This is a genomic window from Mangrovibacterium marinum (assembly GCF_003046625.1).
Taxonomy (GTDB): Bacteria; Bacteroidota; Bacteroidia; order Bacteroidales; family Prolixibacteraceae; genus Mangrovibacterium; species Mangrovibacterium marinum.
In genome coordinates this window covers 1-13,704 of sequence record NZ_QAAD01000029.1, presented here as the reverse complement: position 1 = coordinate 13,704, position 13,704 = coordinate 1, and the positions used below count along the sequence as shown (strand labels likewise).

12 protein-coding genes and 2 riboswitches are annotated in these 13,704 nt (G+C 49.5%); of the genes, 4 read left to right on the top strand and 8 right to left on the bottom strand.

Features of this window, described 5'->3' with window-relative positions:
• Positions 1–113: 113 nt before the first annotated feature.
• A riboswitch (cobalamin riboswitch) is annotated at positions 114–317 on the bottom strand.
• 65 nt (positions 318–382) lie between these two features.
• From C8N47_RS17145 to C8N47_RS17125, 5 genes are all read right to left on the bottom strand, one after another.
• Complete coding sequence (locus tag C8N47_RS17145; RefSeq protein ID WP_107823802.1) at positions 383–1,150, bottom strand: NUDIX hydrolase; 768 nt, start codon at positions 1,148–1,150, stop codon at positions 383–385.
• A gap of 72 nt (positions 1,151–1,222) precedes the next feature.
• Entirely contained in the window at positions 1,223–2,023 is an 801-nt protein-coding gene (locus C8N47_RS17140) for an ABC transporter ATP-binding protein (protein WP_107823801.1), read from the bottom strand.
• Positions 2,020–3,039: a FecCD family ABC transporter permease gene (locus C8N47_RS17135; protein WP_107823800.1), complete on the bottom strand. Its 1,020-nt coding sequence runs from the start codon at positions 3,037–3,039 to the stop codon at positions 2,020–2,022. Before C8N47_RS17135 ends, C8N47_RS17140 begins: the two co-directional genes overlap by 4 nt.
• Before the next feature lie 103 nt (positions 3,040–3,142).
• A complete protein-coding gene (locus C8N47_RS17130) occupies positions 3,143–3,670 on the bottom strand; it encodes a cob(I)yrinic acid a,c-diamide adenosyltransferase (RefSeq protein WP_107823799.1) in 528 nt (175 codons plus the stop codon).
• A 281-nt stretch (positions 3,671–3,951) separates the two neighbouring features.
• Positions 3,952–4,794 carry an ABC transporter substrate-binding protein gene (locus C8N47_RS17125; protein ID WP_107823798.1) on the bottom strand — a complete coding sequence of 281 codons (843 nt, stop codon included), beginning with the start codon at positions 4,792–4,794 and terminating at the stop codon, positions 3,952–3,954.
• Between the two features lie 83 nt (positions 4,795–4,877).
• Positions 4,878–5,088, bottom strand: a riboswitch (cobalamin riboswitch).
• Between the two features lie 457 nt (positions 5,089–5,545).
• Between C8N47_RS17125 and C8N47_RS17120 the strand changes: the two genes are divergently transcribed.
• Entirely contained in the window at positions 5,546–5,866 is a 321-nt protein-coding gene (locus C8N47_RS17120) for a hypothetical protein (RefSeq protein WP_107823797.1), read from the top strand.
• Positions 5,867–5,878: 12 nt separating this feature from the next.
• Here C8N47_RS17120 and C8N47_RS17115 read toward each other — a convergent pair whose 3' ends face one another.
• From C8N47_RS17115 to C8N47_RS17105, 3 genes are all read right to left on the bottom strand, one after another.
• Positions 5,879–6,367 (bottom strand): hypothetical protein, encoded by a 489-nt coding sequence (locus tag C8N47_RS17115; RefSeq protein WP_107823796.1) that lies wholly within the window; start codon positions 6,365–6,367, stop codon positions 5,879–5,881.
• Positions 6,368–6,484: 117 nt separating this feature from the next.
• Positions 6,485–6,832 carry a DsrE family protein gene (locus C8N47_RS17110; RefSeq protein ID WP_107823795.1) on the bottom strand — a complete coding sequence of 116 codons (348 nt, stop codon included), beginning with the start codon at positions 6,830–6,832 and terminating at the stop codon, positions 6,485–6,487.
• 28 nt (positions 6,833–6,860) lie between these two features.
• Entirely contained in the window at positions 6,861–7,676 is an 816-nt protein-coding gene (locus tag C8N47_RS17105; RefSeq protein ID WP_107823794.1) for an aminotransferase class IV, read from the bottom strand.
• A 212-nt stretch (positions 7,677–7,888) separates the two neighbouring features.
• Between C8N47_RS17105 and C8N47_RS17100 the strand changes: the two genes are divergently transcribed.
• The 3 genes from C8N47_RS17100 to metG all read left to right on the top strand — a co-directional run bounded on the left by C8N47_RS17100 (position 7,889) and on the right by metG (position 13,216).
• Positions 7,889–10,087 (top strand): B12-binding domain-containing radical SAM protein, encoded by a 2,199-nt coding sequence (locus C8N47_RS17100; protein ID WP_107823827.1) that lies wholly within the window; start codon positions 7,889–7,891, stop codon positions 10,085–10,087.
• Positions 10,088–10,238: 151 nt separating this feature from the next.
• Positions 10,239–11,066 carry a nitroreductase family protein gene (locus C8N47_RS17095; protein ID WP_107823826.1) on the top strand — a complete coding sequence of 276 codons (828 nt, stop codon included), beginning with the start codon at positions 10,239–10,241 and terminating at the stop codon, positions 11,064–11,066.
• A 116-nt stretch (positions 11,067–11,182) separates the two neighbouring features.
• Positions 11,183–13,216, top strand: coding sequence for a methionine--tRNA ligase (metG, locus tag C8N47_RS17090; RefSeq protein WP_107823793.1), 2,034 nt, complete (start codon positions 11,183–11,185; stop codon positions 13,214–13,216).
• Positions 13,217–13,704: the final 488 nt, after the last annotated feature.

Genomic DNA, 13,704 nt, shown 5'->3' with positions numbered 1-13,704 from the left:
TAAATGCAAACCACAGCTTTTCTCATACTTTCCAAATCGAAAAATGAATGAAAAGAAATAAAATGGATAAATGAATGATTAATTCATCTCACGCTTTTATCCCGAAAGCTATGATTAAAAAATTGGTCTTGGCAGGTCTTCTGGCTCACCTCTCTTTCTGATGCCTTCCCGTCTCGCTTGTTTGGAAACAGTGGCAGGGGTTTCAGAAAGATTACCGAGGTTTACAGCTGCGGGTACAGCTCCGGATTCACACCGGATTCCCTTTTCATCCGGCTTGTGCGAACACAAGCGCTGGAACCAAATCCGCGACAAAAGTAGAAATTATTTTCTTCGGTTGAAGAAAATCCCTGAAAATAGACTGTAAATTTCAACCGACTTAAAATTACCAATCGCCCGAGAGGCCTTCCCTCAGGGCTTTGTTGTACTCCTCCAAATCGAAGCGGTACAAATAAGGTGCTTTGTAGGCCACACCGGTACGGCGTTCGGGCAGTCGTTTCACAATCTTGTAGCTTAATATTTTACGCTGAAAGTTGCGACGGTCCAACTCACGGCCCAAAATGGTTTCGTAGAGCTTTTGCAACTCAGGCATGGTAAATTTGTTGGGCAGCAAATTATACCCAATGGGTTGATGGCGCAATTGCAGGCGAAGGGTTTCCAGCGCATCGGTCAGAATCTGGTTGTGATCCATCATCAACCGGCCAACCTGGTCAACGTTTTTCCAAACACATTCTTCGGAATAAATATCCGGTGCTGCATCGACCTTCGAAAATTCGACCAAGGCATAAAAGCCAATGGAAACAAAGCGCTGATTTAACCAATCAAAATTGTTCATCTTCAGATTGGCTTTCAGCATATTCTCTTTTTGAAAAATGGGATTTTTACGCTCCGGGTTGCTAAAAACCCGAAATTGTTGCATGAAAATATCGGTGGCTCCGGTTCGTTCCTCCAGGGTTCGGCGGGCGGCCTGTTCCACCGTCTCCGAGTGCATCACAAAACCACCGGGCAAACTCCATTCGTCCAGGTATTTCGACTTCAACAAAAGCACTTTTAACTGGTTATCGTGAAAACCAAAAACAACACAATCGATGGATAAATGTGCCAGATAATCGGTAGCAGGATTCTCGAGTTTGGTCGCGTACTTTAGTGTCATTGGGTCGTGATATTTAGACCAAAGTAAGCATTTTCGCCAGTTTTAACCAAGATAAAAAACAAAGTAATCGGATTAATGCTTTTTCAACATCTTTTCGCTAACCAAAAAGATAACCGGCTTGTTGGAATACGGGTTGATGCGGGTAATGACCGGTGTTTGATAAACCTGTTCGATGGTATCGAAGGTCAGCACTTGATCGGGTGCACCTTGCAAAAATATCTTTCCCTTTTGGAACATGATCAGCTGGTCGCAGTATTCCGAGGCCAGGTTCAGATCGTGAATCACCATCAGAACGGTCAGGCCCATCTCGGCATTTAAGCGCTGAATCAGGTTCAAAATACGCACCTGGTGGGTAATGTCGAGATGTGAGGTCGGCTCGTCGAGCAAAAGCAACTCGGGTTCCTGCGTTAATGCGCGGGCAATGGCTGCGCGCTGCTGCTCGCCCCCACTCAGCTCGGTCATCAGCTTGTCTTTATGATGCAAAACCCCGGTTAGCTCCATATACTTGGTTGCCAGCTCGTAATCGCGTTTGCTTTCGAAAAACTGGAAACGCGAGTGATAGGGTATGCGGCCCATCAGCACATAATCTTCCACCGTAATTTGCCCGGCATCGACCGTCTGCGTTACGATGGCAATATTTTGCGCCCGTTTTTGCAGCGGAAGCTCCTTCAACGGCTTTCCCTGTAAGATCAGCTGACCCGCCAGGGGGGGAAGTGTACCGGAAATGCCCCGAAATAAGGTGGTTTTTCCCGACCCGTTGGGGCCAATAATCCCTGCAAAGGCGCCCCGTTTCAAACTGAAGCTGATATCGTTCAACCGGAAGGATGCATATCCGCAGGAATAATTTTTTATTTCGAAGAAGTGTTCGCTCATACCAGGTTCTTTTTACGGCTCATCATCACTATAAACACCAGCCCGCCAATAATGCCGGTAATGACCCCAATGGGTAACTCGTTGGGGGCAATAATGGTTCGCGCAAGCACATCGGAGAGCACCAAAAACGAACCGCCAAACAAAAACGAGCTGATCAGCAAAATGCGGTAGTCGGTGCCGAAAATCAGGCGCAACAGGTGCGGAATAATCAACCCTACAAAACCAATAACCCCGGCCACCGACACGCAGATACCTGCCAGCAAGGAGGCCAGCAAAAACAGAATGCGAACGGCTACATTAGTATTAATACCCAGGTGCATGGCTTTTTCTTCGCCCAAACGCAAGGCATTTAAAGGTTGAACAAAGAAGTAGGACAGAAACAACACCACCAGGGTTGCTATCAGGGTGAGCCAAATCAGAAAGCCATCGGGCTCGTCGAGCGATCCCATGATCCAAAAAATGATGCCATGCAGGTTTTCGCTGGTGCTTATGGACATCAGGAACATCATGGCCGATGAGGCGACAAAGCTCACCATGACACCTGTCAGCAGCATACGCTGAATCTCGATTGCTCCGCGGCGGGAGCTGATGGTATAAACCAGGAAGATAATCAGGAAAGCGCCAATGAAGCCGGCCACCGGCAGCATAAACGATCCAAATGCCAGGTGCAAACCAAACACAATGGTGATGGCCACCCCCAGGGAAGCTCCACCCGAGATGCCCAGCGTAAAGGGTTCGACCAACGGGTTGCGGTAGACCCCTTGCAGGATGACCCCGGCCAGGCTTAAAGCGCCGCCCACAGCCACACCAAGGATGATGCGCGGCAAGCGAACCTGCCGAACCAGCATATATTCGATGCTGCCTGGATCGCCACCGCCAAACAGCATTTTCAGTGCATCGCCGAGGCCAATTTTCATTTCACCGGAGCTTAACGACAGCAGTACAGCAAACAGCAACAGCGCTGACAATCCGATCACGGCGAACAGCCATTTCAGGTATTTCGGGTTATTTTTCAATGTTTCACTTTTAGTGCATAAGTCCCAAAGTTCATGAGTACACAAGTCGCCCAAAAGCCCACTTCCGCCGGGAACTTATGGACATCGTACTTATGAACTTCTTCTAAAACTCAATCCCCTTTCGGCTGGGAATGCCCTGCTGGTAGGGATGTTTCACCATGTTGATTTCGCTCACGTAATCGGCGCGCTCAATCAGTTTTGGGGTGGCTCCGCGGCCCGTTAACACCAGCTCGGTTCCTTCCGGCTTTTGGTTCACGAAGTCCAAAAGTACATCTTCTTCGAGAAAACCGTCGCGCACGGTGATCAGAATTTCGTCCATGATCATCAGGTCGGGTTTAGCCGTTTGCAGATAGCCCGATAAGTACACCAAGGCTTCGGCCACCTGCTTTTGCAGCATTTCGGGCGTTACTTCCTTGTTGAAATGGGGGTGTCCATCGGTAAATCCCATGATGGTTGCCCCCAGGGCTTTCAAGCTGTCAATCTCGTGATAGCCGTACAATTCGGGGCGTTTCATAAAGTGGCAATAGGTTACTTTAAACCCCTGCCCCAAGGCCCGGGTTCCCAGGCCAACGGCGCAGGTTGTTTTGCCCTTGCCGTTTCCGGTATAAATGTGAACAAGTCCTTTTTTCATTTTTTTTTTAGTATTGAGACGTGAGTCATGAGACATGAGTCGTGAGTATTGAGTCGTGAGTATTGAGACATGAGTATTGAAAACTGCGACTGTGACTGCGACTTCTTCACTCACTACTTTTTAATATTGAGTCGTGAGACATGAGTCGTGAGTCGTGAGACTTCTTCTCTCATTTTCATACCCTCTCATTTCTCACCCTCTTTTCTCTTTTAACCACAGAGAGCACTGAAAACTGGGACTGACTGCGACTTCTTCACTCACGACTCACTACTCACGACTTTTTAATTATAGATCATTCCAATCATCTGCTCCAGGGCGTCGACAAAATCGAGCGGTGTGGGGCTGCATGTTTTTTCCGAGTCGAGCACAAAAATCTTGTGGTTCTTCACGGCATTCAGCGCCGGATACGATTCCCATTTTTCTTTTTCGTCGACACTGAGTGAGCCCATCAGAATCACAAAGATGACATCGGGGTTACGCACCAAAACGCCCTCGCGGGTGATGCTGCCGATCTCCAGGTCGGCGGCAATGTTTTCGCAGCCCGAGAAGTCGATAAAATCCTGCATAAAGGTGTTCGGAACTACGGTAAACAGCGGGTTAGCGCCAATTTGCATAAACACCCGCGGTTGATGATCGGTTGCGGGAACCGTAGCAATTGCCTTGGCCAGGCGCGCTTTCGACTCGGCCACCAGCTTTTCGGCCAGTTCTTTGCGCCCAATCTTTTCACCTAAACGCAACAAATACCGGCACATCTCCCCGTACGATTTGGGATAGGGAAAATAAAGCACTTCAACGCCCAGCTTTTCGAATGCCCGTTTTGTTTCGGGGCTGGTCAGCGAGCTGGTCAACACCAGGTCGGGCTTCAGCAGCATGGCTTTCTCGAGATTCACCTTCACGGCCGAGGCTACCACTTCAGCATCGTCGGGCTTTTGGAGGGTGCAGAAACTGGTACAACCCACCAGCAAATCGTCGGCGCCAAGCATATACAAGCTTTTGGTGAGTGAGGGCGCGAGCGAAATAATGCGCTGCGGTGTTGCCGCCTGCACCGACAGCCCCACCAGCAAAAACAGCAGGCTCAGCAAGCCGGTTTTGCGATAAAAATTTTGTCGAAATCTGTTTTTCATGAACGAATCAAAAATGTGATGATTCGAAGAAAAGATAAGGATGGAACGGGTATTCCAACGACCTTTTTCCCCGAAGATCCGGTTAATACTGTTTGTTTCGGGCAGGTCTTCTGGCTCACCTCTTTTGCCGATGCCTTCCCGTCGGGCCGTAGCCTGACAGTGGCGGGGGTTCTGCAAAATTCGCGAGGTTTACAGCAGCGGGGACTGCTCCGGGATTACACCGGATTCCCTTTTTAAGGCAGCTTCCTGAATGTTCAACAAAGGAAGCCAGCCACCCAAAAACAGAGGCAAAAGTAGGAAATTATTTGAAACAGGCCGGCCATCCTGAAATGGCTTCCGAAAGCCCGATCGCGCGATCCTCAGACTACATCGCTACATCCGCGCTGTAAAACCACGGCGCCCGGAATGTTGAAAGCCACGATTACGCTATTAAACCAAACCTTTACCAAGCAAAACGAATTCGGACAACTGTAACACGCCCCGATTAACGCGTACAACTACTTTTTCGCGCAGTCTAACTAATCAATTTACGCGTTACACTCGTTTTTTACGCGTCCGACTCGTTTTTTAGCAGTTCAACTCACCGATTGATGATTTACACGCGCTTTTTACCAGTTTGACACGTGTTTTACGAGTCCGACTGGTTTTCCACCAGTTCCACGCGTTTTTTGATAGTCTGACTCGTTTTTTACGATTCATTCGCGTATCTTTAAGCGTATCACGCATTCGCGAACCACTAAAACGACTAACAATGGGCATCAGCAAAAAAAAGACAGCCGAAATTAAAACCGAACTGGTGAACTTGATACAGCTCGAACTCACAGCGCAAAATATGGATATCAGAACGTTTGCCTCGCATCTTCAGCTAAGTGTGAGTGCCACTCGGAATATGCTGAACGGCAACCAGATGACACTGGACCGGCTTCACGAAATATCGGTTATTCTGAATTTCAATTTTTTCCGGTTTTGGGCTGACCAACTACAGATTGATCAACCGGCATCAGCCGATATTGAACGAATTAAAGCGCTGGAAATTGAAAACCGCACCTTAATCAAACTCCTCAAAGGCTAGGCTCCAACGCGCTTATTCGTATTCCAGTTCGCCCTTTTTCACCTTCTCGCGCTTGCGGTAAGTGAGCGAGTCGAGAAAAATGATAATGTTTTGAGTGTCGGCCTCGCACACGTCGAAATTTTGATCGGCAAAACGGGTAAGGATGCGGTATGCGGGGTACTTTTGCTGTAACTCAACAAAGCGGCGCAGCTTGTCGAAGTTGATATTCTTTTGGAATCGCCCCAGTTTGCGGTATGGGTAACCGGGGGTGTAAAAATAACAGGAGAGCTGTCCATCGGCTTCTTCCACCATCGAAAAACGAAGTCGTTTACCGGCGCTAAACACCTGCCAGCGATAAATAAACAGCAGAGCCGCCGTGGCATTACACTTCGAGTTAAACTCCAGGTTCAGCGCCATTGTTTCGGCCTCGGGATCCGCGGGCAAGTCGAACGAAAGGCCAATCCAGCCCCGAAAGTACTTATCGATAAATTCCTGGTTATATAAATCAGCATTGAAACTCATGGCCCTTAGTTTTGGTTCTCACCTACTTCATCCTACTTCATGATAAGCTTAAAAGTTACCGCTTTGCCGGCTCACCGAGCAAGCGTTGGCCTCGAAACTGACCGGGATCCGGGCCGTTTATAAGCTAATCACTTTGCAGGCTACCTTTTGCAGCTCCAAAATATCCATCATGGTTCCGGCAATACCCACTTTCATCTTTTCGAGCAGGCTCAGATGTTTTAAACAGGTTTTGCAAGCCACCAGGCGCACGCCTTTTTCTTCCAGAATTTTTAATTCGGCAAGCACCGGCGAACCTTTCACAATCAGCTCAACACCGGTGTTGTAGAAGGCGATAACCCGAGGTAGCTCCTGCTCTTCGGTAAGCAGTTTAAAATAGTTTTTCACCAGGACAAGGGCTAATTCCTCGTTACCCGAACCCATTCCCTTTTGGGTGATTTGAATCAAAGTGTTTTTCAGTGAATACATAGCTTTTGGTTGTTAATTCGTTCATGTTTCAATACTCGTACTTCAGGCGCATAAACTGCTCCCGAATTTGGCAGGTTACCGGTCCGGGCTTGCCGCTTCCGATGTGTTTATCGTCGACTTGTGTTACCGGAAGAATGTGTTTGGTGGTGCTCGACACAAACAGCTCGTCGGCACCGTAAAGCAGCTCGAGGCTCAGCTCGGCTTCAGTATGCAGAATGCCCATTGCAGGGAGCATTTCCAGCACCAAACCGCGGGTAATTCCTTGCAGCACATCCTTGGCTGGGGTGATTACGGCTCCATCTTTCACCGCAAAAATATTTCCGCGCGAGCTTTCCTGCACCGTCCGCCCGTTATGGTACAACACGTCGGCCACCCGCGGATCAGCTTCCTGATCCATCCAAAACTGGCCGGGCAAATAGTTGGTCGATTTGGCTTCGGGCAAAAAACGCTGATGGCAATGGGTTACCAGCTTGGCGCCTTCCTTATAAAGCATGGGGTCGAACAACGGCATTTCGGTTGGAAAAACATACAAAGCTGCCTGCCGACGCCCGTTGCAATTCAGCTCGTGCGGCAAGGCATACAGTTTCAGGTAGGCATGCTGCAACTCACTCAGGCGAATAACTTCGGCTACAACAGCCTCCAGCTGATCGTCGAAATCGGTTTTCAGGTTTAAGATTTGCATACTGCGGCGGAAGCGCGCCAGGTGCCGTTCGCCGTAAAATGGGCGGCCACCGGTAATTTCGAAAAACTCGAAAGCCCCGTATCCGCGATTAATCGATAGACTGGTTACCGGTACGCCGATTGTTGCTACCGGTTCGTAACTGCCATTGTTGAAGCCGATCATAACGTATGGTTTTTTCTTTAAAATACGGCTATTTGATGAATAGCGATACCTCGCAGCGCACTATTTTGCCATAATTCGATGCGATAGGCGAAAGTAAGCCTTTGCTTACAGATATCCAATGCCTGGGTGAAGTCGTGCCGGCTCCCCTTGTATCGCTTGCACAGCTTGCCCGTTTTATCGTACCTTTGCCCCCAAGAAAAAACTTGAAATCCGTGAGTCAGAACATCCTTTTTATCAATCCGCCCTTTACCCAGTTGAACACGCCCTACCCGGCAACGGCCTATTTAAAAGGTTTTCTGAACAGCCAAGGCATCGCTTCCAACCAATGCGATTTGGGGCTCGGAGTGATCCTGAGCTTGTTTTCAACCAAAGGCTTAACGGCTCTTTTTAACCGGATTGAAAGCGCGGAAAGCCAATTATCGGCTAATGCCCAACGCATGGTCAGTCTCAAAGCCGACTATATCCGCACCATCGACGCGGTAATCCACTTTTTACAGGAAAAAAACAACACGCTGGCTCATAGCATCTGCGACCGCACCTACCTGCCCGAGGCTTCGCGCTTTGCACAAACCGACGAGCTGGATTGGGCTTTTGGCAGCATGGGCATTCGCGATAAAGCCAAACATCTGGCAACGCTCTACCTCGAAGATCTTTCGGATCTGATTATTGAAGCTGTTGACCCGCATTTTGGCTTCAGCCGCTATGCCGAACGGCTGAGCAGCTCGGCCAGCAGCTTCGAGCCCATCAACCAGGCGCTGCTGGCTCCCAACAGCTTCATCGATGAAATTTTACTGGAGCTCCTGCGTCAAAAGTTCGACCACTACCAGCCAAGTTTGGTGGCTTTGTCGGTTCCTTTTCCCGGCAACCTGTACTGCGCGCTCAAGTGCGGCCAATGGATTAAAAAGAACCATCCGCAAACCACCATTCTAATGGGCGGAGGCTTCCCCAATACCGAACTGCGCTCGCTAACCGACAGCCGCCTGTTCAACTACATCGATTTTATGACCCTGGACGACGGTGAAGCTCCCCTGCTCCATCTGCTGGAACACCTGGACGGTAAACGCCCGGCCGAACAACTAAAACGCTGCTTCAGCTGTACCAACGGAAAGGTGGTTTACCACAATGGTACAAGCGAAAACGATGTGGCACAATCGCAAACCGGAACTCCTGACTACAGCGACTTTCAACTGGATCGGTACCTGTCGGTGATTGAAATTGTAAACCCCATGCACCGCCTGTGGAGCGATGGACGATGGAACAAGCTCACCCTGGCCCATGGTTGCTACTGGGGGCGCTGCACCTTTTGCGACACCTCGCTCGATTACATCCAACGCTACGAGCCCAACCGCGTTGGCCAGCTCTGCGACCGTATGGAAGAAATCATCGGCCAAACCGGCGAAATCGGCTTTCATTTTGTTGATGAAGCCGCTCCCCCGGCCCTGATGCGCGCATTGGCTTTAGAGATTATCCGGCGCAAGATGACCGTCGTGTGGTGGACCAACATCCGCTTCGAGAAAAGCTTTACTTACGATTTGTGTATGTTGCTGAAAAAGTCGGGCTGCATTGCTGTTTCGGGCGGGCTCGAAGTTGCGTCGGAACGCCTGCTGGGGCTGATCAACAAAGGTGTGAGCCTGGCCAACGTAGCCCGGGTGACCGACAATTTCACCCGCGCCGGAATCATGGTGCATGCCTATCTGATGTACGGTTTTCCAACTCAATCGGCTCAGGAAACCATCGATTCGCTCGAAGTTGTCCGGCAATTATTCGAGGCCGGAATCGTTCAGTCCGGCTTTTGGCACCAATTCGCCATGACAGCCCACAGCCCCATTGGCTTGAATCCGAAAAAGTTTAAAGTAGAACGCGACAGCTACCAAACCGGAAGCTTTGCCAACAACGACCTGCTCCACCACGACCCAACCGGCGCCCGCCACGAACTGTTTAGCGAAGGCCTGCGCACATCGTTGTTTAACTACATGAATGAGCTGGGCTTCGACATGCCCCTGCACGAGTGGTTCAACTTCAAGGTACCGCGCACAAGCGTCGCTCCCGATTTCATCCGACAGGCCATCGACTCGCAGGGGCCCGAAACACCTGCCCTGTCGGCAAATGTGTTTTGGCTGGGCGGCAGCGTAACGGCCAATTATTTCACCCGAAAGAAAAAGAAAAAAACCTTCGAGATGGCCGAACTGAGCTTTGCAAACTTGCAAAACGAGTTTTCGATGCAGCTGAAAAAAGAACACGGCCAATGGTTGATGGCTGAGCTCCCCACGCTGTCGGCAGACCAGGCGAACACCAAAACATTCGGCCAGCTGCAAACGACTTTTGAAGCCAATACCGGCGACGATTTCATTCTTTTTTGGAATAGCCCCGCCATGCAGAACATCCGAAAAAATGGTTTAATCGCCTTATGAAAGCCGTTTTCACCAGGCTGTTTTGCTGAAAAAGCTTTTCCGGGTATTATTTCTTTTAACGCAAGCTTAAGCCTTAGCCGCTTTTTCGGCCATGCCCTTCGCCAATCGCCAGGCAGGCCATATCTTTGCCGCCCGAAAAAAGAAACCAAAAATGATTGACTTTAAAATTGATACTGAACGCTGCATCGGCTGTGGCTTGTGCTCGAAGGAATGCCCGATGCTGATTATCGATGGCCAAACAGACTATCCCGAAATTAAGGCCGGAAAAGAAAGCCTGTGCATTCGTTGCCAGCACTGCCTGGCCGTTTGTCCAACAGCGGCACTCTCCATTCTGGGCAAAGATCCGGACCAAAGTGAGCTGGTAAGCGATGAGCTCCCCACGCCGGAGGAAATGAGCCGATTAATCAAAACCAGACGTTCCATTCGCAAATTCAAAGCCGAACAAATTGCTCCGGAACTCATTCAACAACTCCTGGAAACAACAGCCTACGCCCCTACCGGCCACAATAAAAACGCCGTCATGCTGTCGGTTGTCGATAACCGGAACGATCTGGCCAAACTGAGAAGCCTGGCCTACGACAGCATCAAACAAGCCCGGGAGGAAGGACGTTTGCCGGCAGATAAGGCCATGTTATTCAACGTACAACGCCTATGGGCCAGCAAACAAATCGATGTGCTTTTCCGCGATGCCCCTCACCTGTTAATTGCATCGGCTCCAAAATCGATTACCACGCCCATCATCGATAGTACCATCGCACTAAGTTACTTTGAGCTGTTGGCCAACAGCCACGGCATTGGCACGCTTTGGAATGGCATGATCAAATGGGTGATCGACGAAATAAACCCGGCACTGGCCCGTCAAATCGGCATTCCCGAAGATCATGTTATCGCTTCGACTTTGGTATTCGGCAAACCAACAGTGAGCTATGCCCGGGCCATCCAAAGCGACGGATTGAACCTGAATCGGATCAGTTTATAAATGTTTGGGCTGTAAGCTTCAGCGTTCCGGATCTTTCTGCCTCGAAAACACAAAAAACAACTATCTTTGTAGCCCTTTAAAAGAACTGTTTTTCACGACACGAAAAAATAGACAACATGTCACAATACAAACGTACTCTCATTACATCGGCCCTTCCCTATGCCAACGGGCCGGTACACATTGGTCACTTAGCCGGGGTTTATGTTCCGGCCGATATTTATGCCCGCTATCTGCGCATGAAAGGCGAAGATGTGCTTTTCATCGGCGGATCGGACGAACATGGCGTGCCAATTACATTAAAAGCTAAAAACGAAGGTGTTACCCCTCAGGACATTGTCGATAAGTATCACGGCATCATTAAAGAATCATTTGCAAAATTTGGCATTTCGTTCGATGTATACTCACGAACCAGTTCACCTGTACATCACGAAACAGCTTCTGAATTCTTCAAAACACTCTACGAAAACGGCAAGTTTGTTGAGCAAACATCCGAACAATATTACGACGAGGAAAACAAGCAGTTCCTGGCCGACCGCTACATTGTGGGTACCTGCCCAAAATGTTCGTTCGAGAAAGCTTACGGCGACCAGTGCGAAAGCTGTGGTACCTCGCTAAGCCCCACCGAACTGATCAATCCCAAGTCGATGATCAGCGGCAATACCCCGGTTTTAAAAGAAACCAAACACTGGTACCTGCCGCTCGACCAATACGAGCCTTGGTTGAAAGAATGGATTCTGGAAGGCCATAAAGAATGGAAATCCAACGTTTACGGACAATGCAAAAGCTGGATCGACAGTGGTTTGCAGCCTCGTGCTGTAACTCGCGACCTGAACTGGGGCGTTCCTGTTCCGGTTGAAGGTGCCGAAGGCAAAGTGTTGTACGTTTGGTTCGATGCGCCAATTGGCTACATCTCGGCCACCAAAGAATGTACACCCGATTGGGAGAAGTATTGGAAGGATCCGGAGTGTAAAATGGTACACTTCATCGGGAAAGACAACATTGTTTTCCACTGTATCATTTTCCCCAGTATGCTGAAGGCTGAAGGAAGCTACATTCTGCCCGAAAACGTACCGGCCAACGAGTTCCTGAACCTGGAGGGCGACAAAATTTCAACCTCGCGCAACTGGGCCGTTTGGCTGCACGAATACCTGGATGAATTCCCCGGAAAGGAAGATGTGCTGAAGTATACGCTGACGGCCAACGCTCCGGAAACCAAGGACAACGACTTCACCTGGAAAGATTTCCAGGCCCGCAATAACAACGAGCTGGTTGCCGTATTGGGTAACTTTGTGAACCGTGCGTTGGTATTGACTCAAAAATATTACAAAGGCATTGTGCCGGCTTTGGGCAAAACCAACGACGTAGACCAGGCAACCCTGGCCGATATTGCCAAGCTGAAAGCCGATGTGGAGAAAAGCCTGGAGAACTACCGCTTCCGCGAAGCCCTGAAATTAGCCATGGATCTGGCACGCCTGGGCAACAAATACCTGGCCGACGAAGAGCCCTGGAAAGTGGTTAAAACCGATCCGGAACGCGTAAAAACGGTGATGAATATCTGCTTGCAGATTACCGCCAACCTGACCGTTATGCTGGATCCCTTCCTGCCCTTCAGTATGGAAAAACTGCGCGGATTCCTGAATATGGAGCAACTGCCCTGGAGCGAACTGGGACGCACCGATTTGCTGGCCGAAGGTCACCAAACCAACAAGCCCGAGTTGCTGTTCGAAAAAATTGAAGATGCAACCATCGATGCGCAGGTGCAAAAATTGCTGGATACCAAAAAAGCCAACGAAGCAGCTGCTGCTGTTGCCAAGCCGGCCAAAGAAAACTGCTCGTTTGACGATTTCATGAAGATGGATATCCGCACCGGAACCATTTTGGAGGCCGAACCGGTTGCCAAAACAAAAAAACTAATGAAGCTTTTGGTGGACACCGGTATTGACAAACGTACGGTTGTGTCGGGCATTGCCGAATATTACAAAGCCGAAGAGATCATTGGCAAACAGGTATCAATCCTGGTGAACCTGGAGCCGCGTAAATTGCGTGGAATCGAGTCGCAGGGTATGATCTTGATGGCTGAAGATGCCGACGGCAGCCTCAAATTCGTTTCGCCCGAGGCCCAGGTTAAAAACGGATCGGAAGTACGATAGGCCTCACCGGCTCCTCCAAATGGAAGGGATCGGAGAAACAAGATGGCAGAATAGTTCACATACATACCCAAATTCCTCCCCAACGGGGAGGTTTGGAGGGGCTCACAGTCGTTGCCAACTCCTGTTGGCGGCGCTTCCGTAAGTTGCCGTACTGCTTTTGCAGATCGGCAATTTACTCTACATATACCGAAGCCGCTTTTGTACGCAAGAGCGGCTTTTTTCTGAAAGTCTTACCACCCAAAGGAGCTAAGCCTCAATGTCGATCAAGTTTTTGAATAGATGAGGAACGACAACCCGACAACAGACAATCAGAAAGTCATTTCAGAATCTGCCCTTTTTAACTTCTACCTTTGATCAAAAAGGGAACTTTGTCCTACCGGACGGGTTTTCATTTTTCAGCAATGACTTTAGCCATTCAATTTGGGTAGCACTAAAGGCAGCACGAAGATTCTCCCGTCCCGTACGGGACGGAATTTCACCCACGGAAA